Raw genomic sequence first — 21,767 nt, forward strand, 5'->3', positions numbered from 1 at the left:
GGTCAGGACGCCTCGAATCCCGAGATGAGCCACGTCCCGTCGACCCGGGTCAACTGCACGCGGGCGCCGACCGTCTCACCGACCGGATCCGGCGCCGCGGCGGTGCGGGTCACCTGGCGGAGGAACACCAAGGCCTCCGCGGTGTCGCCGTCCACCGCCGACACGCCGGTCCCGGTGACCGTCGCCGTTCGGGTGATGCCCTGTGCCCGCGACGCGGGGACGACGACCGTGTCGGTGAGCCGGCCGAACTGGTCGCGGAAGTCGCCGGTCAGCCGCTGCGTCGCCGTGTACATGTCCGCCGCGACCGTGTCCGGGGTGTAGGTCAGCAGCGCCGCGGCGCCCTCCCCCGCCGCCTGGGCGACCGCGGCACGGGCCGCGTCGCCCGACCGCTCGTCCGCGCGGTCCACCCGCACGAACAGGATCGCGGCGACCACCGCCAGAATCAGCGCCAGCGTGGCGAGCAGCCACACGAGCCGGGTCGGCCGCCCCCTCACGCGAGGTACTCCAGTGCCGCGGCCTTGTACCCGCCGTCCACGTCCTCCATCGTCATCCGCAGCCGCCACACCCTCGCCTGCGGTTGCGCCGCGGTGCGGTTGGTGACCGTCGACGCCACCTCTACGAGCACCGTCCCGTGGTCGCCGTCCCAGGACTCGATCCCGGCATCCGCACGCTGTCCGACGGTCTTGACCTGGGCCTCCTGTACGACCCTCACGAAGGACGCCGCATTCGAGCCGTAGTCGTCGCGGAACTCGCCCGTCGACCCGGCCAGGACCCGCTCGACGTCCTGCTCGGCGTGCTCGTGATCGACGGTCGCCAGGTTCATCGCGACGGTCCGCGCGGCGGCGAGCGCGTCCTGCTGCGCCGCCTGATCGGCGTCGAACCGCCACTGCTGCCAGATCAGGACCCCGCACACCGCGGCCAGGACGAGGCACCCGACGGCGAGCACCACGACCACGACCCGGCCGAGGCGCCGCGCGCCGACCCGGCCGGCGCGTGTCCCCTGCGCGCCCGCGCCGGGGGCACGGTCCCCTTCCACCACTGCTGTGTCCCCCATGCGTCCTGTCCTTCGTCCGAACTGCGGTGCACGCACCACCGTAGGTGATCCCCCTCACAGGCATCGCCGGGCGTCCGCACTCACTAGTGTTGACGTGTGACCACCGAACCGAACGAACTCCGGGCGCAGCAGCCCACCCGCGGCGCGGTCGAGTTCGGCGCCGTGCAGTTCGGCGCCGGATCGTCGACGGAACGTGTGGAGGGCAGGACGATCATCGCCGACGCGGTCGTCGCGAAGATCGCGGGCATCGCCACCCGGGAGATCAGCGGCGTGTTCGACGTCGGGGGCGGCACCGCCCGCGTCGTCGGAGCTCTGCGGGACCGCATTCCCGGCGCACGCGTCAACCACGGCCAGGGCGTCGCGGTCGAGGTCGGCGAGCGCCAGGCCGCGATCGACATCGGCATCGTCGCCGAATACGGTGTCGCGCTGCACGAACTGGCCGCCGGCATCCGCCGCAACGTGATCGCCGCGGTCGAGCGGATGACCGGACTCGAGGTCACCGAGGTGAACATCACCGTCTACGACGTCGTGCTGTTCGACGAGAACGCCGGCGCCGTCGAGAGCGACACCCGGCCGAGGGTCCAGTGACCGATCCCGCCGACGCCGACCGGATCGCCGCCCAGGTGCTGGCGGTGCCCGGAGTCGCCGGACTGCACGGCGGCCAGTTCGGCGAGGTCGCCACCTACCTTCCCGGACGGCGCGTCCTCGGGGTCGCGCTCACCGGTGCCGAATGCGCGATCCACGTCGTCGTCGCGTATCCGCACAACGTCGTCGACGTCGCGCGCTCCGTGCACCGAGCGGTCGAGCCGATCGTTCCGGTCCCGGTCACGGTCACGGTCGACGACGTCGCGGTCACCCCGGACACCGGCACGCCCGTGGCCGCGCACACCGAGAGGACTGCACGATGAACAACACCGTCGTCGGGCTGATCGCCGGACTGTTGCTGGCACTCGCCGGGATCCTCGGCGGCTTCGCCGGCTTCGTGTTCGCGGTGATGCTCGGCGCGATCGGCATGGCGATCGGCGCGCACCGGGACGGGCACTTCGACCTCGGCGCCCTGCTCCGGAGCCGGGGCCGTGGCTGACCTCGCCCCTTCCCCGACACCCGGCACCGAACACAGCGAACTCGATCTCGAACGCGGTGCCCGCGGCCGCCTCGTGGTCAAGGACCGCGCGATCTCGCGGATCGCCGTCGCCGCCGCCCTGTCCGTACCCGGGGTCGTGCGGCAGTCCTCGGGACTGCTCAAGCTGCCCGGCCGGGACCTGCCGCGTGCCGAGGTCACGACCGGCGCGGACTCCGTCGCGGTCGCGCTGTACCTCGCGGTGACGTGGCCGTGCCCGGTCGCGATGCTGTCGCGGGAGGTGCACGTCACGGTCGCCGAGCGCATCGAGACCCTGACCGGGATGCCGCTCGAGGGCCTGCACATCGTCGTCGCCGCCGCGGTCCCCCGCAGCGGCGACGGGGACGCCGAGGTCGACGCCCGGCAGCTGACGGCCGAGTGCCCGGACGGGGTCGCTCCCCCCGCTGCGCGGCCGCCGCTGGCCCGGCCCGCAGCGGCGCTCGTCGCCGTGATCGTCGCGATCGCGCTGATCTGCGTCGCGGCCGTCGCCGGACGCGAGTTCCTGATCGCCAAGGGCATGATCGCCCCGGCGGCCTGGGTGCGGAACTCGGTGTGGTGGCTCGCCGGCCTGCACTGGCAGACCTGGATGGCCGCCGCCGCGGTGGCCGCTGCGGCCGCCGGCATCGTCCTGGTCTGCTTGGCTCTGCTGCCGCGCACACGCACGCACCTACCGGTCGGCGGCGACGGAACACCGGTCGTGTGGCTGCGGCCCGTCGACGTCGCACGGATGTGCAGTGCCCGCGCCGGCACGGTCGCCGGGGTCGGCGCGGTGCACACCACCGTCGACCGTCGGCGAGCAACGGTCCACGTGACCCCGAACGGGGAGATCCCCGCCGACGATCTCGACGGGTACGTGCGTGACGCGGTCGCGCCCGCCCTGGACACCCTCGCGTCCCCGCGCACCCTGCGGGTCCGGATCGGGCGGCTGAGGTCGTGAGGCGGCGCATCTCGATCGTCGACCGGCTCGTGGCCCTCGCCGCGGGGGCGGCACTGCTCGCGGGCGCCGCGGTGACACTCACGTGGGCGATCGGCGTCGACGCCGCGCGGGATCTGGTCCACCGAGTCGACCGCACCCGCATCGCGGGGCTGCCCGACGAGTCCTGGTGGCCGACCGCACTCGCGGTCACCGCGGTCCTGACCCTGGTGGCCGGACTGGTGCTGCTGACCGTCAACCTGCGGCGGGGGCGGACCTCGACGATGCCGGTCTTCACCGGCGATGCACTCGAGCCGTCCGACGCGGCGGGTCTGTCGGTGGATCTGGGTCCGCTGGCGGTCGGATTGGCCGCCGAGCTCGCCACCCTCGACGGAGTCCGCACCGTCCGGCACGCGGCCGTCGACGACCGCGGTCTGGCGACCCTACGGGTCACGGTCGTCGCCGACCCGACGATCGACGTCGCGGACTTCACGCGCAGTGCGGAGGCGATGGCACGGTCGATGGCCGCCGCCCTGCCCGGCGCCCCGGTCGCGACCCAGGTCCTGCTGCACCTCGATCCCACCGACCACTGACGACGCGACCCGGGGCGATCGGCCGGATGCGGCGCGCCCCGGCCCGCGCTCGGCCGGCACTGCGCCCGAAACGCCGAACGGCGCCCACCCCGAGGGGTGGACGCCGTCCTGCTTGGTACTGCTAGATCATCTGGTGATCGGTGATCACTTGATGATCTTGGTGACGCGACCGGCGCCGACGGTACGGCCACCCTCACGGATGGCGAACCGCAGGCCCTCGTCCATGGCGACCGGCTGGATCAGCTTGACGGACATCTCGGTGTTGTCACCGGGCATGACCATCTCGGTGCCCTCGGGCAGGGTCACGACGCCCGTCACGTCCGTGGTACGGAAGTAGAACTGCGGGCGGTAGTTGTTGAAGAACGGGGTGTGGCGGCCGCCCTCGTCCTTCGACAGGATGTACGCCTGGCCCTCGAACTCCGTGTGCGGGGTGGTGGTGCCGGGCTTGACGACAACCTGGCCACGCTCGACGTCCTCGCGCTTGATGCCGCGGACGAGCAGACCGACGTTGTCGCCGGCCTGGCCCGAGTCGAGCAGCTTGCGGAACATCTCGATGCCGGTGACGGTGGTCTTGGTCGACTCCGGGCGGATGCCGACGATCTCGACCTCTTCGTTCACGTTGATCACACCGCGCTCGATACGACCGGTGACGACGGTGCCACGACCGGTGATCGTGAAGACGTCCTCGACGGGCATCAGGAACGGCTTGTCGGTCTCACGGACCGGGTCCGGGATGGAGTCGTCGACGGCCTGCATGAGGTCGAGGACCGTCTGGCCCCACTTCTCGTCGCCCTCGAGCGCCTTCAGCGCGGAGACCGGCACGACCGGAGCGTTCTCGTCGAACTCCTGCGACGCCAGCAGCTCGCGGACCTCCATCTCGACGAGCTCGAGGATCTCCTCGTCGTCGACCATGTCGGCCTTGTTCAGCGCGACGAGGATGTAGGGCACGCCGACCTGGCGGGCGAGCAGCACGTGCTCACGGGTCTGCGGCATCGGGCCGTCGGTGGCGGCCACGACCAGGATCGCGCCGTCCATCTGGGCGGCACCGGTGATCATGTTCTTGATGTAGTCGGCGTGGCCCGGCGCGTCGACGTGCGCGTAGTGGCGCTTGTCGGTCTGGTACTCGACGTGGGAGATGTTGATCGTGATACCACGAGCCTTCTCCTCCGGCGCCTTGTCGATCTGGTCGAAGGCCGAGGCCTCGTTCAGATCCGGGTACTTGTCGTGCAGGACCTTGGTGATGGCCGCGGTCAGCGTCGTCTTGCCGTGGTCAACGTGACCGATGGTCCCGATGTTGACGTGCGGCTTCGTCCGCTCGAACTTCGCCTTCGCCACTTGATGGCCTCCTGTTGTGTTGCTTGCGATATGCAGCAGTGCGGTTGTTTTACTTGGTCGTGCTCAGCTGGTGAAAACTCGCCAGCGTCGTGCTCCCAGCTGGTGTTACTCGCCGGTCGCCTTGGCGATGATTTCCTTCGAGACGTTCGCGGGAACCTCTGCGTAGGAATCAAACACCATGGAGAAGTTCGCCCGGCCCTGGGTCTTCGACCGCAGGTCACCGATGTAGCCGAACATCTCCGAGAGCGGAACCAGCGCCTTCACGACACGGGCACCACTGCGTTCCTCCATGGCCTGAATCTGGCCACGACGGGAGTTCAGGTCGCCGATCACGTCGCCCATGTAGTCCTCGGGCGTGGTGACCTCGACAGCCATGATCGGCTCGAGAATGACCGGGCCGGCCTTGCGGGCGGCTTCCTTGAGCGCCTGCGAACCGGCGATCTTGAAGGCCATTTCCGAGGAGTCGACGTCGTGGTACGCGCCGTCGAGCAGGGTCACCTTCATGTTCACCAGCGGGTAGCCGGCGAGCACGCCGTACTGCATGGCGTCCTGGGCGCCCGCGTCGACCGACGGGATGTACTCACGCGGAACGCGGCCACCGGAGACCTTGTTCTCGAACTCGTACGACTCGCCGTTCTCGCCGACGAACGGTGCGAGCGCGATGATCACCTTCGCGAACTGGCCGGAACCACCGGTCTGCTTCTTGTGGGTGAACTCGTGCTTCTCGACCGTCTTGGTGATGGTCTCGCGGTACGCGACCTGCGGCTTGCCGACGTTCGCCTCGACCTTGAACTCGCGCCGCATGCGGTCGACGAGGATGTCGAGGTGGAGCTCGCCCATGCCGCCGATGACGGTCTGGCCGGTCTCCTCGTCGAGCTCGACGGAGAAGGTCGGGTCCTCTTCGGCCAGCTTCTGGATCGCGGTGCCCAGCTTCTCCTGGTCGGACTTGGTCTTCGGCTCGATCGAGACCTGGATGACCGGGTCCGGGAAGGTCATGGACTCGAGCACGATCGGGTTCGCCTGATCGCACAGGGTGTCACCGGTCGTGGTGTCCTTCAGGCCGATCATCGCGTAGATGTGGCCTGCCACGGCCTCGTCGACCGGGTTCTCCTTGTTGGCGTGCATCTGGAAGAGCTTGCCGATGCGCTCCTTCTTGCCCTTGGTGGCGTTGAGCACCTGGGCACCCGGATCGATCCGACCCGAGTAGACGCGCACGAAGGTCAGCTTGCCGAAGAAGGGGTGCGCCGCAATCTTGAAGGCCAGAGCCGAGAACGGCTCCTCCTTGCTCGGCTTGCGGGTGAGGTCCTCCTCCTCGTTGCCCAGCGCGTGGCCGTGCACCTCGCCGATGTCCAGCGGGTTCGGCAGGTAGTCGATGACCGCGTCGAGCATGGGCTGAACACCCTTGTTCTTGAACGCGGAACCGCACAGCACCGGGTACAGCTCGGAGGCGACCGTCATCTTGCGGATGGCGCCCTTGATCTCCTCGACCGTGAGCTCCTCGCCACCGAAGTACTTCTCCATCAGCGCTTCGTCGGACTCGGCAACGGTCTCGAGCAGCTTCTCGCGGTACTCGGCGGCCTTGTCGGCCAGGTCCGCGGGGATCTCCTCGATGGTCGGCTCGGCACCGGTCGGCACCACGCCGCGCCAGGTGATGGCCTTCATCTCGACGAGGTCGACGACGCCGTCGAAGTCGTCCTCGGCACCGATCGGCAGCTGCAGGACCAGCGGCTTCGCACCGAGGCGGTCGATGATGGTCTGGACCGTGAAGTAGAAGTCCGCGCCCATCTTGTCCATCTTGTTGACGAAACAGATGCGCGGAACGTCGTACTTGGCGGCCTGACGCCACACCTGCTCCGACTGCGGCTCGACGCCCTCCTTGCCGTCGAACACCGCGACGGCACCGTCGAGGACGCGCAGCGAGCGCTCGACCTCGACCGTGAAGTCGACGTGGCCGGGGGTGTCGATGATGTTGATCTGGTTCTTGTTCCAGAAGCAGGTGACCGCGGCGGACGTGATCGTGATGCCGCGTTCCTTCTCCTGCTCCATCCAGTCCGTCGTCGACGCACCGTCGTGGGTCTCACCGATCTTGTAGTTCACACCGGTGTAGAAGAGGATGCGCTCGGTCGTGGTGGTCTTGCCGGCGTCGATGTGCGCCATGATGCCGATGTTGCGGACCTTGTTCAGGTCGGTCAGCACTTCCTGTGCCACAGGATTCTTCCCCGCTCGTAGCTCGTGTCGGCCCTACCGGACCACATTCTTCTTGTGTTGGCAGCCGGCCCGCGAGGGACCCGACACTGCAGTGACGACGCCCGGGCGGCACCCGGGTACAGGTGCCGCCCGGTGTCGAATCACCAGCGGTAGTGCGCGAACGCCTTGTTGGCCTCGGCCATCTTGTGCGTGTCCTCGCGACGCTTGACCGACGCGCCCAGGCCGTTGCTGGCGTCCAGCAACTCGTTGGCCAGACGCTCGACCATCGTCTTCTCACGACGCTGCCGCGAGAAGGTCACCAGCCAGCGCAGCGCCAGGGTGGTGGAACGACCCGGACGAACCTCGACCGGAACCTGGTAGGTGGCGCCACCGACACGGCGGCTGCGGACCTCGAGGGCGGGCTTGACGTTGTCGAGCGCGCGCTTGAGGGTGACGACCGGATCGGTGCCGGTCTTCTCCCGCGCCTGCTCGAGGGCACCGTAGACGATGCGCTCGGCAGTGGACTTCTTGCCGTCGAGCAGGATCTTGTTGACGAGCTGGGTGACCAGCGGGGAACCGTAGACCGGATCCGCGACGAGCGGCCGCTTGGGAGCGGGACCCTTACGAGGCATCAGCCCTTCTCCTTCTTCGCGCCGTAGCGGCTACGCGCCTGCTTGCGGTTCTTGACACCCTGGGTGTCGAGCGAGCCGCGGATGATCTTGTAGCGGACACCCGGGAGGTCCTTCACACGACCGCCACGAACGAGCACCATCGAGTGCTCCTGGAGGTTGTGGCCCTCACCCGGGATGTACGCGGTGACCTCGACGGAGCTGGTCAGACGCACACGCGCGACCTTACGCAGCGCGGAGTTCGGCTTCTTCGGGGTCGTGGTGTACACGCGGGTGCACACGCCACGACGCTGCGGGCTGCCCTTCAGTGCAGCGGTCTTCTGCTTGGACGGCTTGTCGCGCCGTCCCTTGCGGACCAGCTGGTTGATGGTTGGCATATACCGGCTTTCTTCGTCTCGCCCGATCCGCTCCGGGGGGAGCAGACCTGGCAGTTGTGTATTCAGGGATCTAGCAGTTGGAGCAAGAAAACGCTGCTCCTCACCCATTCCTCGACCACGAGGTCGGGCGTGTCGCATACCCCCACACAGGCAGCCGGATGCTCGCCACTGCATCGCGAATCTCGATCTCGCGATGCGGCTGCGCGCGCGGCTATACCTCGCTAGGCACACAAAGCGGCCCGGAAAGTCCGGACACGACCGACCACGATACCCGCCTGCTCGCGGGAAGGTCAAAGCGAGGCGGCCTGGCCGGGACCCGTCGGCGCGCTCCGGCGACGGCGGACGATCGCGGCGTCCGGCACCGGGAGGGCACGGTCCGCGAGCGCGGCCTCGAGTTGCGCCGCCCAGCTCGCCACGATCTCCGCACGCCGGCGGGAGTCGTCGGTCAGGACGTCGGCGAGTCCGAGCCCCCGGGCCAGGTCCAGGGTCGCCTGCACGAGCGCCCGGACCTCCGGATCCGAGCCGTCGACACCGAGCTGGTCGACAGCCACGCGATGGGCCGTCCGCCCGAACCGCTCCTCCAGCGGCAGCACCCGCTGACGCAGGGCCGGATCCGAGGCGGCCGCCGTCCACACCTGAAGGGCCGCCTTGAACAGGGTGCCGGTGTAGTAGTCCACGAGCCGTTCGACGACCGCGGCCGTTCGCCCCGGACCCTCCGGGAGGCCCCCGGATTCGTCGCGGGCGATCTGCATGCGCGTGTCGAACATGTATTCCAGCGCCGCGGTGATCAGGTCCTCTCGGGTGGGGAAATGATGTTGTGCGGCACCCCGCGAGACACCGGCCCGCTTGGCCACCACCCCGACCGTCGTCGCGGCCCAGCCCTGCTCGGCGAGGCAGTCGATCGTCGCCTCGAGCAGTCTCCGCCGCGTCGTGCGACTGCGGTCCTGCTGCGGTTCACGCATTTGTTACCTCAGCTCTCCAATCCCAGGTCGCCGGTAACACAGAGGGAAACTCGATGTTTCGCGTTTTGGATCACATTGCAATCACAAAATTACCGCTGTACGAAGGACATGGCTCCTATGAGGGGGGCCAACCGTTGTACGACCGTGACACAGACTAGGAGCACCCCATGGGTTCTGCTGAGATCATCCCCTTCCTCGACTTCGCCTCCGACTTCACCGGCGCCATCAGTGACTTCACCGGCGCGCTGAGCTTCTTCGCGGGCTCCTCCGAGGCGGCAGGCGACCTCTTCGGCGGTGCCAAGTAACACCACCGCTCGACTGAGCGGCCGGCCGAACCCGCGCTCCTCGGAGCGCGGGTTCGGCCGTTCCGGGGAGCATGCTCACTCCCCCGGCGCCCACGCCGGGGGCCGCCGCTGCAGGAACGCGGTCATGCCCTCGATCGCCTCCGGGGTTCCGAACAACCGGGCGGACTGCGCGGCGAGGTCCGCGCCGTAGCGGTCGAAATCGGCGAGAACCCGGGCGGTCGTGAGGCTCTTCGACTCGGCCAGCCCCTGCGGCGACGCCAGCGACAGGTCCGCCAGCCACGCCGACACACTCGCGTCGACGTCGTCGGCGGCGACGGTGATCAAACCGATCGACGCCGCCTCCGCCGCGCCGAACTTCTCCCCGGTCAGGAAGTACCGTCCCGCCGCACGCGAGGTCAGCCGCGGCAGCACCGTCAGCGAGATGATCGACGCCGCCAGACCGAGCCGCGACTCCGTCAGGGCGAACGTGCTCGCCGGCCCGGCGGCCACCAGGTCGCACGCCCCGACCAGCCCCATTCCGCCCGCGCGGACGTGCCCGTCGACCCTTCCGACGATCGGCTTCGGCAGTTCCAGGAACGCGCGCAGCAACTCCGTCATCTGCGACGTGCGGTGCGCGGCCAGGGCGGCCGGGTCCGCGTGCTCCGTCGCTCCGCTCGCCTCCGACACATTCCCCGTCGCTCCGCTCGCCTCCGACAAGTCCGCGCCCGCACAGAACGTGCCGCCGGTGTGCGTGAGGACGACCGCACGAACCGTCTCGTCCGCCGCCGCGTCCCTCAGTCCCTGCCGGAGTTCGGCGACCAGCCGCGTCGAGATCGCGTTGCGGTTGTGCGGCGAGTCCAGCGTCAGGGTGGCGAAGCCGCCGCCGGACACCTCGTAACGGACGAACGGTCCGCGCTCGTCGTCGCCCATCGTCAGTACGACCTGGGCAGCGCCAGCGAGTGCTGCGCGACGAAATTGAGGATCATCTCCCTGCTGACCGGCGCCACCCGCGCGATCCGGGCCGCACCCAGCATCGCGGCCAGGCCGTACTCCTGGGTGAGTCCGCCGCCTCCGTGAGTCTGGATGGCCTGGTCGAGGCACTTGATGCTGGCCTCCGCGGCCGCGTACTTCGCCATGTTCGCGGCCTCCGCGGCGCCGAAGTCGTCGCCGGCGTCGTACAGCGTCGCCGCCTTCTGCATCATCAGCTTCGCGAGCTCGAGTTCGATCTTGCACTGCGCGAGCGGATGCGCGATGCCCTGATGCGCACCGATCGGGGTCTTCCAGACCGTGCGCTCCTGGGCGTACTTGGCGGCGGCGGCCAGCGCGTACCGGCCCATGCCGACCGCCATCGCGGCACCCAGGATGCGTTCCGGGTTCAGCCCGGCGAACAACTGCATCAGCGCCGCGTCCTCGGACCCGACGAGCGCGTCGGCGGGTAGCCGGACGTCGTCGAGGAACAGTGTGAACTGGTGGTCCGGTTCGACGATGTCCATCGCCATCGGCGTCCGGACGAAGTTCTCGGTGTCGGTCGGGACGATGAACAGTGCCGGCTTCAGCTTGCCGGACCGGTGGTCCTCGGTCCGCGCGACGATCAGCACCGCGTCGGCCTGGTCGACGCCGGAGATGAAGATCTTGTTGCCGGACAGGATCCAGTCCTCGCCGTCGCGGCGCGCCGTGGTGGTGATCTGGTGCGAGTTCGAGCCGGCGTCGGGTTCGGTGATGCCGAACGCCATGATCTTGCTGCCGTCCGCCAGGCCCGGCAGCCACGCCCGCTTCTGGTCGTCGGTGCCGTACTTGCCGATGATCGTCCCGCAGATCGCCGGCGACACCACCACCAGCAGCAGTCCGGCGCCGCGGGCCGCCAATTCCTCCTGCACGAGGGCGAGTTCGTAGATCCCCGCGCCGCCGCCGCCGTACTCCTCGGGCAGGTTCACGCCGAGGAATCCGAGCTTGCCCGCCTCGTTCCACAGCTCGGTCAGCGGTTCGCCCCGCCGAGCCCGCGGCAACACGTAGTCGACGTAGTTGTAGCGCTCGCCGAGCTTGGCGACCGCGGACCGCAGCTCCCGCTGCTCGTCGGTTTCGATGAAGCCCATCTCTCACTCCCCTTGTTCGTCGTCGACGACGGCCAGGACGGCCCCGACGTCGACCTGCTGTCCGACGGTGACGTTCAGTTCGGTGAGCACACCGTCCGCGGGGGCGGTGATGGTGTGCTCCATCTTCATGGCCTCGAGCCACAGGATCGGGTCGCCGGCGGCAACCCGGTCCCCGACCGCACCGCCGAGACGGACGACGGTGCCGGGCATCGGCGCGAGCAGCGATCCGGCGGCGACGACCGTCGCCGGGTCGACGAAGCGCGGGACGGCCCGGAAGGCCGTCGCGCCGACCGGCGAGTCGACGCACACGAGGTCCCCGTAGCGGGCGACGGCAAACCGCCGGGTCAGCCCGTCGACCGTGAGGACGACCTCGTCCGGGGTAGCCGACACCAGGCCGACCGCGTCGACACACCCGGTCTCGAGCGTCCCGTCCCTGCGGATCCGGTAGTCGACCTCGTGGGTTCCCGCGGGGCCGTCGAACACCTTGCGCTGCGGCTGGGAGACCACGTTGCGCCACCCGCTCGGCAGCCCGCCGCCCACCGTCGCCGCCCGCCGATTCGCGGCGGCCCCCGCCAGGGCCGCGGCGAGGGCCGAGACACGTTCGGACTCGGGCGACGCGGCCGGGGCGGCGAGGGTGTCGAGTCCGTGCCGGTCGAAGAACGCGGTGTCGGTGTCGCCGGCCAGGAAGGCCGGATGACGGAGCACCCGCACCAGCAGGTCCCGGTTGGTGACCAGGCCGTGGATCTTCGTCTTCGCCAGCGCGGTCGCGAGCCTGCTCGCAGCGGCCTGCCGGTCCGGCGCCCACGCGATCACCTTCGCGAGCATCGGGTCGTAGAACACCCCGACCACCGAGCCGTCGACGATGCCGGAGTCCAGCCGCAGCCCCCGAGGCGTGCCGGGAACACCGAATTCGGTGTCCACACCCGGGATCTCGAAACGGTGCACGCTGCCCGACTGCGGCTGCCAGCCCTGCGCCGGGTCCTCCGCGTACAACCGGACCTCGATCGCGTGGCCGTGCGCGGCGGGCGGCGCGTCGCCGAGCGCGCCACCTCGGGCCACGCGCATCTGGAGCTCGACCAGGTCGAGCCCGGTGGTGAGCTCGGTGACCGGGTGCTCTACCTGCAGCCGGGTGTTCATCTCCAGGAAGTAGAACCCGCCGTTGTCGTCGGCGAGGAACTCCACGGTGCCCGCGCCCTCGTACCCGATCGCGGCGGCGGCGTCGACGGCCGCCTGGAACAGGCTTCCGCGCATGCCCTTTCCGGCTCCCTCCAGCCGGTCGACGAGTGGCGAGGGCGCCTCCTCCACGACCTTCTGGTGCCGGCGCTGGATCGAACACTCCCGCTCGCCGATCGCCCACACGGTGCCGTGGGCGTCGGCCATGACCTGGACCTCGATGTGGCGGCCGGTCTCGAGGTACCTCTCGCAGAACACGGTGGGGTCGCCGAACGCGGACTGCGCCTCCGCCCGCGCACCCTCGAGCTGGCCGGGCAGTTCGGCGAGGCTGCGGACCACCCGCATCCCGCGGCCACCACCGCCTGCCGACGCCTTGATCAGCACCGGCAGGTCCGCCTCCGTGACCTGCGCCGGGTCGAGTTCGGCGAGCACCGGCACCCCCGCCGCGGCCATCATCTTCTTCGACTCGACCTTCGAGCCCATCAACTCGATCGCCTTGACCGGCGGGCCGATCCACGTCAGCCCGGCGTCCTGCACGGCCTTGGCGAATTCCGCGTTCTCGGACAGGAATCCGTAGCCGGGATGGATGGCGTCGGCGCCGGCGGCGAGGGCGGCGTCGATGATCTTCTCGCCGCGCAGGTAGGTCTCCGTCGCGGTGTTGCCGGGCAGGCGCACCGCGACGTCGGCCTCCCGCACGTGCGGGGCGTCGGCGTCGGCATCGGAGTGCACCGCGACGGTGGCGACGCCGATCGCTCGGGCACTCGCGAACACCCGGCGGGCGATCTCGCCGCGGTTGGCCACCAGGACGGAGGTGATCGTGCTTTCGGTGACGGTCACGAGGGGCTCACATTCTGAAGACACCGAAGTTCTCGGTGCCTTCGATCGGGGCGGTGGCAATCGCCGAGAGACACATACCCAGCACGGTGCGCGTGTCGCGCGGGTCGATGATGCCGTCGTCGTACACCCGGCCGGACAGGAACAGCGGCAGCGACTCGGCCTCGATCTGCGCCTCGATCATCGCGCGCATGCCCTTGTCGGCCTCCTCGTCGAACGGCGCGCCCTTGGCCTCAGCGCTGGCGCGCATCACCATCGAGACGACGCCGGCGAGCTGCGCCGGTCCCATCACCGCGGACTTCGCACTGGGCCAGGCGAACAGGAAGCGCGGATCGTAGGCACGACCGCACATGCCGTAGTGGCCGGCACCGTAGGACGCACCCATCAGGATCGAGATGTGCGGGACCGTCGAGTTCGACACCGCGTTGATCATCATCGCGCCGTGCTTGATGATGCCGCCCTGCTCGTATTCCTTGCCGACCATGTAGCCGGTGGTGTTGTGCAGGAAGATCAGCGGCGTGTTCGCGCGATTGGCGAGTTGGATGAACTGGGTCGCCTTCTGCGCCTCCTCGGAGAACAACACGCCCCGCGCGTTGGCGAGGATGCCGACCGGATAGCCGTGCAGCTCCGCCCATCCGGTGACCAGGGAGCTGCCGTACAGCGGCTTGAACTCGTCGAAGTCGGAGCCGTCGACGATCCGGGCGACGACCTCGCGGGGATCGAACGGGATCTTCAGGTCGGTCGGCACGATGCCGAGCAGATCCTCGACGTCGTGGATCGGCTCGCGGACATCGGCGCGCGGCGCCGGCCCCTGCTTGCGCCAGTTCAACCGCTTGACGATGTTGCGGCCGATCCGGATCGCGTCGTACTCGTCCTGCGCGTAGTAGTCGGCGAGTCCGGACTTGCGGGCGTGCATCTCGGCGCCGCCGAGGGACTCGTCGTCGGACTCCTCCCCGGTCGCCATCTTCACCAGCGGTGGGCCGCCCAGGAACACCTTGGACCGTTCCTTGATCATCACGACGTGGTCGGACATGCCGGGGATGTACGCCCCACCCGCGGTGGAGTTGCCGAACACCAGTGAGATGGTGGGGATTCCGGCCGCCGACGCCCGGGTCAGGTCCCGGAACATCCGGCCGCCGGGGATGAAGACCTCCTTCTGCGTCGGCAGGTCCGCGCCGCCGGACTCGACCAGCGAGATGACCGGCAGCCGGTTCTGCTCGACGATCTCGTTGATCCGGAAGCTCTTCTTGATCGTCCACGGATTACTGGCACCGCCGCGGGAGGTCGGGTCGTTGGCGACGATCATGCACTCGACGCCCTCGACCACGCCGATCCCGGTGACGACGTTCGCGCCGACCGGGAACTCGCTGCCCCAGGCCGCGAGCGTGCAGAGTTCGAGAAACGGCGAGTCCTCGTCGATCAGGAGCTCGATCCGTTCCCGGGCCAACAGCTTTCCCCGGGTGTGGTGCCGGTCCACGGCCTTCGGTCCGCCGCCGGCGAGCGCCTTGTCGACCTCGCTCCCGATCTCGGCGAGCTTGGCCTGCATCGACTCGGCCGCGGCGGCGAATCCCTCGCCCGCGGTGTCGAGTGTCGATCCGATCGTTGTCATCGTGTGTCCATTCCCCTTGTCAGACTTGAAATCCGTCGGACCTGGAATCCGTCAGGCCTGGAATCCGAGAAGCTTTGCGGCCAGCGACGTCAGAATCTCGTTGGTGCCGCCTCCGATCCCGAGGATGCGCATGTCGCGGTACTGCCGCTCCACCTCGCTCTCGCGCATGTACCCGAGGCCGCCGAACAACTGCACCGCCTGGTGCGCCACCCATTCCCCGGTCTCGACCGCGGTGTTCTTCGCGAAACACACCTCGGCGAGGAGGTTCGGCTGCGCCGCTCCGCCGTCGCCCCGCGTGATCCCTGCGGTGTACCGGTCGACGACGGACCGGGTGTAGACGCGGGCCACGTCGACCTTGCGGGCCATCTCCGACAGGGTGTTCTGCACCGCCTGCCTGCTGATCAGCGGCCGGCCGAACGTCTCCCGGTCACGGCACCAGTCCAGGGTCAGGTCCAGACACCGCTGGGCGCTCGAGTAGGCCTGCGTGGCGAGCGCGACCCGTTCCGTCACGAAAGCCTGTGCTATCTGCGCGAAGCCGGTGTTCTCGGCCCCGACCAGGTTGGCCGCGGGCACCCGGCAGTCCACGAACGACAGTTCGGCGGTGTCGGAGGCGAGCCAGCCCATCTTCTCGAGTTTGCGGGACACCGTGAATCCCGGTGTGCCCTTCTCGATCACGAGGAGGGACACCCCACCCGCGCCCTCCCCTCCGGTGCGGACTGCCGTGACGACGAAGTCGGCCCGGCAGCCGGAGGTGATGAAGGTCTTCGCGCCGTTGACGATGTAGTCGTCGCCGTCGCGGACCGCGCGGGTGGTCAGGTGCCCGACGTCGGATCCGCCGCCCGGCTCGGTGATCGCGAGCGAGCCGATCAGCTCCCCGGCGAGCGTGGGCCGCACCCACCTGTCGATCTGAGTCCGGTCGCCCGCGGCAACGAGGTGCGGCAGTGCGATGCCACAGGTGAACAGCGAGGCGAAAAGTCCCCCGGAGCACCCGGCGTAGTGCATCTCCTCGCAGACCACGATCGCGTCGATCGGTTCCCCGCCGCCGCCACCGACGGACTCGGGGAAGGAGACACCGAGCAGGCCGAGTTCACCTGCGCGGCGGTGCAGTTCCCGCGGCAGCTCCCCGGCGCGTTCCCAGGCGTCCTGGCGCGGAAGGACCTCCTTGTCCATGAAGCGGCGTACGGTCTCCCGCAACTCGCGTCGTTCGGGGGTGTTCCAGGCGTCGCTCACGAGCCGGCCTCCTGCGCTGTGGGATCGGATGAGGTGACCGGACCGAGCAGGGCGGCCGGGATCGTCAGGTGACGCGATCGGAGCCACTCGGCGAGGCCCTTGGCCTGCGGGTCGAACCGGGCCTGGTAGGCGACGCCCTTCCCGAGGATGCCCTCGATCACGAAGTTCACCGCCCGCAGCTGCGGCAGCAGGGTCCGGGTGATCGGGAGGTCCACTGTTTCCGGCAGCATCCGGCGGAGCTCGTCAACCGTGAGTGTGTGTGCGAGCCACCGCCACTGCTCGTCGGTGCGAACCCAGACGCCGATGTTCGCGTTGCCTCCCTTGTCGCCGCTGCGTGCCGCGGCCAGCGCACCCAGCGGCGCGTCCACGGTCGGCCCGGCGTCGAGCGGAGGCGGCAGATCGGGGTCGGCGACGGGGGTGAGCGGTCTCGTCTCGCCGGCGGGCGCGACCTCCACCCGGGTCCCGTCCGGTAGCACCGCGATGTGCGGAACCTGCTGCACGTCAACGTAGCCCGGAGTGTAGATGCCGTAGGGCGACCCGTTGCCCGGCATCGAGAGGAAGGTACAGCCGGGGTAGCTCGCGAGGGCGAGCTCGACCGCGACGTTGGAGAACGCCCGGCCGACCTTGTTCGGGTCCGTGTCCCGGACGACGCACCGCAGGATCGCGCTCGCCTGCTCCTCGGTCTCGGCGTTCTCCCGGTCGAGTCGGGCCAGGTCCCACGTCAGTTCGGCGGGTCGCACCGGCAGCCAGGCCTCGAGCTGCGTGCGGGCAAGCTCCGCCTTGGCCTCGATGTCGAGTCCGGTGAGCACGAACGCCATCTCGTTGCGGAAGCCGCCGAGGGTGTTGAGCGAGACCTTCACCTGCGGCGGCGGCGCCTCGCCCCGCACGCCGGAGATCTCCACCCGGTCGGGCCCCTGCTGGGTGAGCGTGACCGTGTCGAGCCGGGTGGTGACGTCCGGTCCGGCGTAGCGGGCGTCCTGGATCTCGTACATCAGTTGGGCGGTGACGGTGTCGACGGTGACCGCGCCACCGGTGCCGGCGTGCTTGGTGATCACCGACGAGCCGTCCGCACGGATCTCGGCGATCGGGAAACCCGGGCGGGCGAGGTCGTCGATCTCGGTGAAGAACGCGAAATTACCCCCGGTCGCCTGGGTGCCGCATTCGATCACATGCCCTGCGGCAACGGCCCCGGCGAGTCGGTCGTACTCGGTCCGTCCCCACCCGAAGTGGTGCGCCGCAGGTCCCACGACCACCGACGCGTCGGTGACGCGACCGGTGACCACGACATCGGCTCCCGCGGAGAGGCACTCGGCGATGCCCCAACCGCCGAGGTAGGCATTTGCGGTGAGCGGCTGCCCCAGTCCGAGCTCGGCGGCGCGGGCGGTCAGGTCGTCACCCTCGACGTGCGCGAACCGGGCGGACACGCCAACCCGCTCCGCGAGTTCCCGGAGCTTCGCGGTCAGGCCGGCCGGGTTGAGACCGCCCGCGTTGACGACGATCCTGACGCCCTTGTCCATCGCGAGGCCGAGTCCGTCCTCCATCTGACGCAGGAAGGTCTTGGCGTAGCCGAGCTCCGGGTCCTTCATCCGGTCGCGGCCGAGGATGAGCATCGTCAGCTCGGCGAGGTAGTCGCCGGTCAGGTAGTCCAGCTCGCCGCCGACGAGCATCTCGTGCACGGCCGAGATCCGATCGCCGTAGAAGCCGGAGCAGTTGCCGATCCGGATCGTCGAGTTCACCCGTTCGCCTTTCGTTCCCGCCCCACGCCGGGCAACCCGGCGAAGGCCTGCGCGATGCCGAGCCACGTCTCCGCGTCCGTTCCGACCGCGACGAGCGCCAGGTCGCCGCGGTGCGCCCGCTGCGTCACCAGCAGGCAGAAGTCGAGTGCCGGCCCGGTGACATGCTGGGGCGCGCCCTCCGGACCCCACACCCACAGCTCACCGTCGGGTGCCGTCAGCTCGACCCGGAACTCCTCGGCAGGCACCGGGAGTTCGTGGACACCGAACGCGAAGTCCCGGGTGCGCACCCCGAGATGCGCGATCGACCGGAGCCGAGCCGTCGGCGCAGGCACCACGCCGAGAGCGGCGGCGACGTCCCGACCGTGCGCCCACGTCTCCATCAGCCGAGCGGTCGCCATCGACATCGCGCTCATCGGCGGCCCGTACCACGGCAGCTTCGTTCCGGACGGAACCGAGGCCAGCGCCGCGGCGAGCGCGTCGCGGCCGGCCCGCCAGTCGGCGAGCAGGTCGGCGGCCGGACGGCGCGCCTCGGCCTCGGCACCCTCGTCGACGAACCCGGTGGGGTTGGCCCACGCCGCGGCCAAGGACTCGGCGAACGCGTCGGGGTCGCCGAGGGACATCAGTGCGGCGCGGTCGGTCCAGGCGAGGTGCCCGATCTGGTGCGCGATCGTCCACCCCGGCGCGGGGGTGGCCGTGCGCCACCGGTCGGCGTCGAGGTCGGCGACCAGGGCGTCGAGCTCCGCGCCCTCGGCGCGTAGGTCGGCGACGACTGTTTCGAGATCGGGCATGAGTCTCCCTCCACACGATGATGTGTCCAGCATCACTCGTGCGCACAAAAAAAGCAAGCACGACTGCTTGTTATTTACCGTTAGACAACTCCCCGGTAGCCCCTTAGCGGTCCGAAGAGTGTTGTGCGGCAATGCCGTTCAACGTTACGGCCACGATCGCCAAACCGCCCCACGGCCGACGCGCGGTGCTGTAAAACCGACCTGCGCCGCACCCGGCGCAGCCCTCCGGAACGACCGTAAGGAGTTCAGCCTTGCCCCCCTTGCCCCCCTTGCCGCCCCTGCCGGACTTCGGCGCCCTGCTCGCGCAGCTCGCCTCGCTCGGCACCCCCGCCAACAGCTCGTGGTTCGTCGGCAGTTCGCTCGGCCTGCCCGGCGGCAGCGTCGACATCGGACTCCCGGGCCTCTGACCCGGCCCCGCCCGAGCAATCCACCAGTTACCAACCGGAGCCTGTCGGTCAACCGATCGACAGAATTCGAGCCAACTGGGCGTTTCCTGCCGAAAGTCTGGTCACGACGACATCACATAAGGTAAAACTACGTGAACGCTTGTCCAGGCGTGTCAGAAGAAGAAGTACGAGCAACAGGAGTGCATATGTCGTCCGATTTCGCCGATCTGTTCAGCGGCCTGTCCTCGGTCTTCACCGCCCTCGACCGGATTTCCTCCGGCTCCGGCGACGGCGGTTCGTCGGGCGGTTCGTCGGGCGGCTCCTCCAAGTAAGGCGCACCACGACACACACCCCAGTGGGCCTCCGGCGACAACGCCGGAGGCCCACTGTCGTACCTACGACACTCCGAAAGCGTTGAACACCAACATTTCCGACCGAACTCTGCACACTCGACCCGGTCCCCCGATTTCGATCCGCGGCCACACCCGGTGCGGTACAACTGGACGCGCGCCGCATCGGGCGCACCACCGACACACTCCAGGAGCTCCCATGGGATCGATCGAGACTCTCCCCATCGCACTGCTGACCGGCGTGCTCGGCGTCGCGCCCGTCGCGGAGTCGTTCATCGGCAGCACCACGGGCGATCACTTCATCGGCAGCACCGTCTGACTGCCGTTACCGTGCCGTGACGGCGAGCGTCACGGCACGGTATCGCCGAAGTCGGGTCCGGTGCCGGCACACGGTCACGCATCTTCCGGGACGCCACGCGCAGCGGCCGGACCCCGAACGTCCCACTCCTGCACCCGCCCGCCTCGGCTACCAGGACGCGATCCCCGCAAACGGAACCGGGTTCCGCAGCCGGACGGCCCGGACTGCGCATTCGCCCATCCGGACAGGGCGATCCCATCACGAGCAGCGCCGATCATCGACACGGGGTCGTCGTCGGCGCAGCCGAATCCCGGCCATGATCCCGAGCACCAACCGCGAGTGCAGCGAAAGCGCACGCCATGCCGCCGCCTGCGCGTCGAGGGCGCCCGAGGGCACCGATAGGGTCGGCACGCCGAGGTCCGCCGCTGCCGATCCGTGCGAGCACCCGGCGCCGCGGACCAGACCGTGCACCCGTTCAACGCCGCGACGGCCCGTCGGGTCCGCAGCTCGGGCAGGCGGTCACCGACGCAGGCGTGGCGGGTGCACCGCCTCGCACGGCCGCCGATCGTCGAGACCGACCAGGACGTCGTCCGTCCACGCGACCAGCCCGGCCAGGTCCAGCGCGTACGGCGGATCCGGCACGTAACACCGGATCCCGTCACGACCCCGCACCAGCAGCGCGCGAGCCCCGACCGCGTTGCCGCGCAGCAGGTGTGTCCACCCGACCGCGAGCTGCGCCAACGCCTGCCACAGGGCACGCTCGCCGCGAGGGGACGACTTCCAGGCGTCCTCGAGCACCTCGTGAGCGTGAAACGGCATCCCGGCGTCGAGCAGTCGCTGCGCCTCGGCGATGGTGACGGCCGGCGCCCGCACGACGCCCTCCGGCGCGCGCGGCACCCCGACCGCGCCACGGGGCAACGGCCGCCCGAGCCCGTCCCGAGGCCGGGCGTTGCGCGGCCGGCCCTCCGGGTCCCGCTCCCGTCGCACCGGATTCATGTACCCACCCTATCCAGCCGAACGGCTGTCCAAGTCGCGGACTTACCCGTTACCGTGGGTCACAGGTCCTTCGGGGCCGACGACACGAGGAGAAGCATGGGCCACATTCACCGCGTCGCAGTCGCCAAGGTGCTCGTCAGCACCGGATTCGCATACGTCGACGACTACCGCACCGTCCCCGACTGGATGTTCGGGGTGACCCGCTTCGAGCCGGTCGGGAGCCGGTCGCAGGGCCTCGGCGCCACCTTCGACGCGACGATGCAACTCGGGCCCAAGGCCCTGCGCTCCCGGGTGCAGATCACCGCGTGGGAGCAGGACCGGCTGATCCGGCTGGAATCGATCGACGGCATCAGCAACGCGTCGACCTGGCAGTTCTCCCCCACCCCCGACGGCGACACCGAGCTGACGGTCGACTTCGAGTACACACTCCCCGGCGGGGTCGCCGGCAAGCTGCTCGCCAAGATCGTGGAACCGATCGTCGGCACGGCGATCGCGCACACCGAGAACACGCTGCGCGCCAAGGTCGAGGAGGTCGCGGGCGCCGCGTGAGGCCCGGCGGGCGCGTCCGCTCCCCAGCCCGGTCGTCACGGCGACGCACGGGCGCGACGGCCGCCATCGACACGAAATTCTGTGCGGCCGGCCCCGGGCGGCCTGCCCGCGCCGGGAGACCGCCCGATGCCCGCTCCCGCCCGGTGTCGATGCACCGCGCGGGAGCAGCCGGCAGTGCCGCCGCGTTCGACCACCCCCGAGGGGTGCCGCGAGGATCGGTGCGGGACACCGTGTTCCGATCGGCATCCTGACCGATCGGCATCCCCCGATC

The 21,767-nt window shown here is 69.7% G+C and carries 24 protein-coding genes; 9 read left to right on the forward strand and 15 right to left on the reverse strand.

The window, feature by feature from the left end; translation table 11 throughout:
• Positions 1-2 precede the first annotated feature (2 nt).
• Both ABD951_RS21145 and ABD951_RS21150 read right to left on the reverse strand, forming a co-directional pair.
• On the reverse strand, positions 3-494 hold the full coding sequence (locus ABD951_RS21145; protein ID WP_345349734.1) for a twin-arginine translocation pathway signal: 492 nt from the start codon (positions 492-494) through the stop codon (positions 3-5).
• Positions 491-1,054, reverse strand: coding sequence for a hypothetical protein (locus ABD951_RS21150; RefSeq protein ID WP_345349737.1), 564 nt, complete (start codon positions 1,052-1,054; stop codon positions 491-493). Before ABD951_RS21150 ends, ABD951_RS21145 begins: the two co-directional genes overlap by 4 nt.
• Positions 1,055-1,216: 162 nt before the next feature.
• On the opposite strand from ABD951_RS21150, the gene ABD951_RS21155 reads away from it, so the two are divergent.
• The 5 genes from ABD951_RS21155 to ABD951_RS21175 are packed head-to-tail and all read left to right on the forward strand — an operon-like array spanning position 1,217 to position 3,680.
• Positions 1,217-1,642 (forward strand): Asp23/Gls24 family envelope stress response protein, encoded by a 426-nt coding sequence (locus ABD951_RS21155; RefSeq protein WP_345350671.1) that lies wholly within the window; start codon positions 1,217-1,219, stop codon positions 1,640-1,642.
• On the forward strand, positions 1,639-1,962 hold the full coding sequence (locus ABD951_RS21160; RefSeq protein ID WP_345349740.1) for an Asp23/Gls24 family envelope stress response protein: 324 nt from the start codon (positions 1,639-1,641) through the stop codon (positions 1,960-1,962). The genes ABD951_RS21155 and ABD951_RS21160 overlap by 4 nt, the downstream gene beginning before the upstream one ends.
• Entirely contained in the window at positions 1,959-2,138 is a 180-nt protein-coding gene (locus ABD951_RS21165; protein WP_345349743.1) for a DUF2273 domain-containing protein, read from the forward strand. Before ABD951_RS21160 ends, ABD951_RS21165 begins: the two co-directional genes overlap by 4 nt.
• On the forward strand, positions 2,131-3,111 hold the full coding sequence (locus ABD951_RS21170; protein ID WP_345349746.1) for a DUF6286 domain-containing protein: 981 nt from the start codon (positions 2,131-2,133) through the stop codon (positions 3,109-3,111). Before ABD951_RS21165 ends, ABD951_RS21170 begins: the two co-directional genes overlap by 8 nt.
• Positions 3,108-3,680, forward strand: coding sequence for a hypothetical protein (locus tag ABD951_RS21175; RefSeq protein ID WP_345349749.1), 573 nt, complete (start codon positions 3,108-3,110; stop codon positions 3,678-3,680). Before ABD951_RS21170 ends, ABD951_RS21175 begins: the two co-directional genes overlap by 4 nt.
• A gap of 144 nt (positions 3,681-3,824) precedes the next feature.
• Here the strand turns inward: ABD951_RS21175 and tuf are convergent, their stop codons facing one another.
• The 5 genes from tuf to ABD951_RS21200 all read right to left on the reverse strand — a co-directional run bounded on the left by tuf (position 3,825) and on the right by ABD951_RS21200 (position 9,170).
• The gene (tuf, locus tag ABD951_RS21180; RefSeq protein ID WP_345349752.1) at positions 3,825-5,015 is read right to left on the reverse strand and encodes an elongation factor Tu; all 1,191 of its coding nucleotides are present in this window, start codon (positions 5,013-5,015) and stop codon (positions 3,825-3,827) included.
• A 105-nt stretch (positions 5,016-5,120) separates the two neighbouring features.
• Entirely contained in the window at positions 5,121-7,223 is a 2,103-nt protein-coding gene (fusA, locus tag ABD951_RS21185) for an elongation factor G (protein ID WP_345349755.1), read from the reverse strand.
• Between the two features lie 140 nt (positions 7,224-7,363).
• A complete protein-coding gene (gene rpsG, locus ABD951_RS21190) occupies positions 7,364-7,834 on the reverse strand; it encodes a 30S ribosomal protein S7 (protein ID WP_345349758.1) in 471 nt (156 codons plus the stop codon).
• Entirely contained in the window at positions 7,834-8,208 is a 375-nt protein-coding gene (rpsL, locus tag ABD951_RS21195) for a 30S ribosomal protein S12 (RefSeq protein ID WP_345349761.1), read from the reverse strand. Before rpsL ends, rpsG begins: the two co-directional genes overlap by 1 nt.
• 290 nt (positions 8,209-8,498) lie before the next feature.
• Positions 8,499-9,170, reverse strand: a complete 672-nt coding sequence (locus ABD951_RS21200; RefSeq protein WP_345349764.1) for a TetR/AcrR family transcriptional regulator — start codon at positions 9,168-9,170, stop codon at positions 8,499-8,501.
• 167 nt (positions 9,171-9,337) lie between these two features.
• Here ABD951_RS21200 and ABD951_RS21205 point away from each other — a divergent pair, with 167 nt between their 5' ends.
• Entirely contained in the window at positions 9,338-9,475 is a 138-nt protein-coding gene (locus ABD951_RS21205; RefSeq protein WP_345349767.1) for a hypothetical protein, read from the forward strand.
• A gap of 75 nt (positions 9,476-9,550) precedes the next feature.
• On the opposite strand, the gene ABD951_RS21210 is transcribed toward ABD951_RS21205, so the two are convergent.
• Genes ABD951_RS21210 through ABD951_RS21240 form a run of 7 tightly spaced genes read right to left on the reverse strand, consistent with a single transcriptional unit; the run spans position 9,551 to position 18,917 of the window.
• Positions 9,551-10,384, reverse strand: coding sequence for an enoyl-CoA hydratase family protein (locus ABD951_RS21210; RefSeq protein ID WP_345349770.1), 834 nt, complete (start codon positions 10,382-10,384; stop codon positions 9,551-9,553).
• A gap of 2 nt (positions 10,385-10,386) precedes the next feature.
• Positions 10,387-11,547, reverse strand: a complete 1,161-nt coding sequence (locus ABD951_RS21215; protein WP_345349773.1) for an acyl-CoA dehydrogenase family protein — start codon at positions 11,545-11,547, stop codon at positions 10,387-10,389.
• A 3-nt stretch (positions 11,548-11,550) separates the two neighbouring features.
• On the reverse strand, positions 11,551-13,557 hold the full coding sequence (locus ABD951_RS21220) for an ATP-binding protein (protein ID WP_345349776.1): 2,007 nt from the start codon (positions 13,555-13,557) through the stop codon (positions 11,551-11,553).
• Between the two features lie 7 nt (positions 13,558-13,564).
• A complete protein-coding gene (locus tag ABD951_RS21225) occupies positions 13,565-15,163 on the reverse strand; it encodes an acyl-CoA carboxylase subunit beta (protein WP_345349782.1) in 1,599 nt (532 codons plus the stop codon).
• Positions 15,164-15,214: 51 nt separating this feature from the next.
• Positions 15,215-16,393 carry an acyl-CoA dehydrogenase family protein gene (locus ABD951_RS21230; RefSeq protein WP_345349785.1) on the reverse strand — a complete coding sequence of 393 codons (1,179 nt, stop codon included), beginning with the start codon at positions 16,391-16,393 and terminating at the stop codon, positions 15,215-15,217.
• Positions 16,390-18,129: an acyclic terpene utilization AtuA family protein gene (locus tag ABD951_RS21235; protein WP_345349788.1), complete on the reverse strand. Its 1,740-nt coding sequence runs from the start codon at positions 18,127-18,129 to the stop codon at positions 16,390-16,392. Before ABD951_RS21235 ends, ABD951_RS21230 begins: the two co-directional genes overlap by 4 nt.
• Complete coding sequence (locus tag ABD951_RS21240; RefSeq protein ID WP_345349790.1) at positions 18,126-18,917, reverse strand: TIGR03084 family metal-binding protein; 792 nt, start codon at positions 18,915-18,917, stop codon at positions 18,126-18,128. Before ABD951_RS21240 ends, ABD951_RS21235 begins: the two co-directional genes overlap by 4 nt.
• Before the next feature lie 251 nt (positions 18,918-19,168).
• Between ABD951_RS21240 and ABD951_RS21245 the strand changes: the two genes are divergently transcribed.
• Both ABD951_RS21245 and ABD951_RS21250 read left to right on the forward strand, forming a co-directional pair.
• Positions 19,169-19,324 carry a hypothetical protein gene (locus ABD951_RS21245; protein ID WP_345349793.1) on the forward strand — a complete coding sequence of 52 codons (156 nt, stop codon included), beginning with the start codon at positions 19,169-19,171 and terminating at the stop codon, positions 19,322-19,324.
• 185 nt (positions 19,325-19,509) lie between these two features.
• The gene (locus ABD951_RS21250) at positions 19,510-19,635 is read left to right on the forward strand and encodes a hypothetical protein (protein WP_345349796.1); all 126 of its coding nucleotides are present in this window, start codon (positions 19,510-19,512) and stop codon (positions 19,633-19,635) included.
• 835 nt (positions 19,636-20,470) lie between these two features.
• On the opposite strand, the gene ABD951_RS21255 is transcribed toward ABD951_RS21250, so the two are convergent.
• Entirely contained in the window at positions 20,471-20,947 is a 477-nt protein-coding gene (locus tag ABD951_RS21255) for a DUF309 domain-containing protein (protein WP_345349799.1), read from the reverse strand.
• Positions 20,948-21,043: 96 nt separating this feature from the next.
• Between ABD951_RS21255 and ABD951_RS21260 the strand changes: the two genes are divergently transcribed.
• On the forward strand, positions 21,044-21,496 hold the full coding sequence (locus ABD951_RS21260; protein WP_345349802.1) for an SRPBCC family protein: 453 nt from the start codon (positions 21,044-21,046) through the stop codon (positions 21,494-21,496).
• The last annotated feature ends 271 nt before the right edge of the window (positions 21,497-21,767 follow it).

The sequence above is a fragment of the Rhodococcus olei genome (genome assembly GCF_039540555.1).
GTDB lineage: Bacteria > Actinomycetota > Actinomycetes > Mycobacteriales > Mycobacteriaceae > Rhodococcus_G > Rhodococcus_G olei.

Coding starts and splice junctions, on each gene's coding strand:
- ABD951_RS21225 (WP_345349782.1), bottom strand. CDS start 15,163: ATGACAACGATCGGATCGACACTCGACACCGCGGGCGAGGGATTCGCC.
- ABD951_RS21205 (WP_345349767.1), top strand. CDS start 9,338: ATGGGTTCTGCTGAGATCATCCCCTTCCTCGACTTCGCCTCCGACTTC.
- rpsL (WP_345349761.1), bottom strand. CDS start 8,208: ATGCCAACCATCAACCAGCTGGTCCGCAAGGGACGGCGCGACAAGCCG.
- ABD951_RS21260 (WP_345349802.1), top strand. CDS start 21,044: ATGGGCCACATTCACCGCGTCGCAGTCGCCAAGGTGCTCGTCAGCACC.
- ABD951_RS21250 (WP_345349796.1), top strand. CDS start 19,510: ATGTCGTCCGATTTCGCCGATCTGTTCAGCGGCCTGTCCTCGGTCTTC.
- ABD951_RS21210 (WP_345349770.1), bottom strand. CDS start 10,384: ATGGGCGACGACGAGCGCGGACCGTTCGTCCGTTACGAGGTGTCCGGC.
- ABD951_RS21240 (WP_345349790.1), bottom strand. CDS start 18,917: ATGCCCGATCTCGAAACAGTCGTCGCCGACCTACGCGCCGAGGGCGCG.
- ABD951_RS21215 (WP_345349773.1), bottom strand. CDS start 11,547: ATGGGCTTCATCGAAACCGACGAGCAGCGGGAGCTGCGGTCCGCGGTC.
- rpsG (WP_345349758.1), bottom strand. CDS start 7,834: ATGCCTCGTAAGGGTCCCGCTCCCAAGCGGCCGCTCGTCGCGGATCCG.
- ABD951_RS21150 (WP_345349737.1), bottom strand. CDS start 1,054: ATGGGGGACACAGCAGTGGTGGAAGGGGACCGTGCCCCCGGCGCGGGC.
- ABD951_RS21200 (WP_345349764.1), bottom strand. CDS start 9,170: ATGCGTGAACCGCAGCAGGACCGCAGTCGCACGACGCGGCGGAGACTG.
- ABD951_RS21165 (WP_345349743.1), top strand. CDS start 1,959: ATGAACAACACCGTCGTCGGGCTGATCGCCGGACTGTTGCTGGCACTC.
- ABD951_RS21255 (WP_345349799.1), bottom strand. CDS start 20,947: ATGAATCCGGTGCGACGGGAGCGGGACCCGGAGGGCCGGCCGCGCAAC.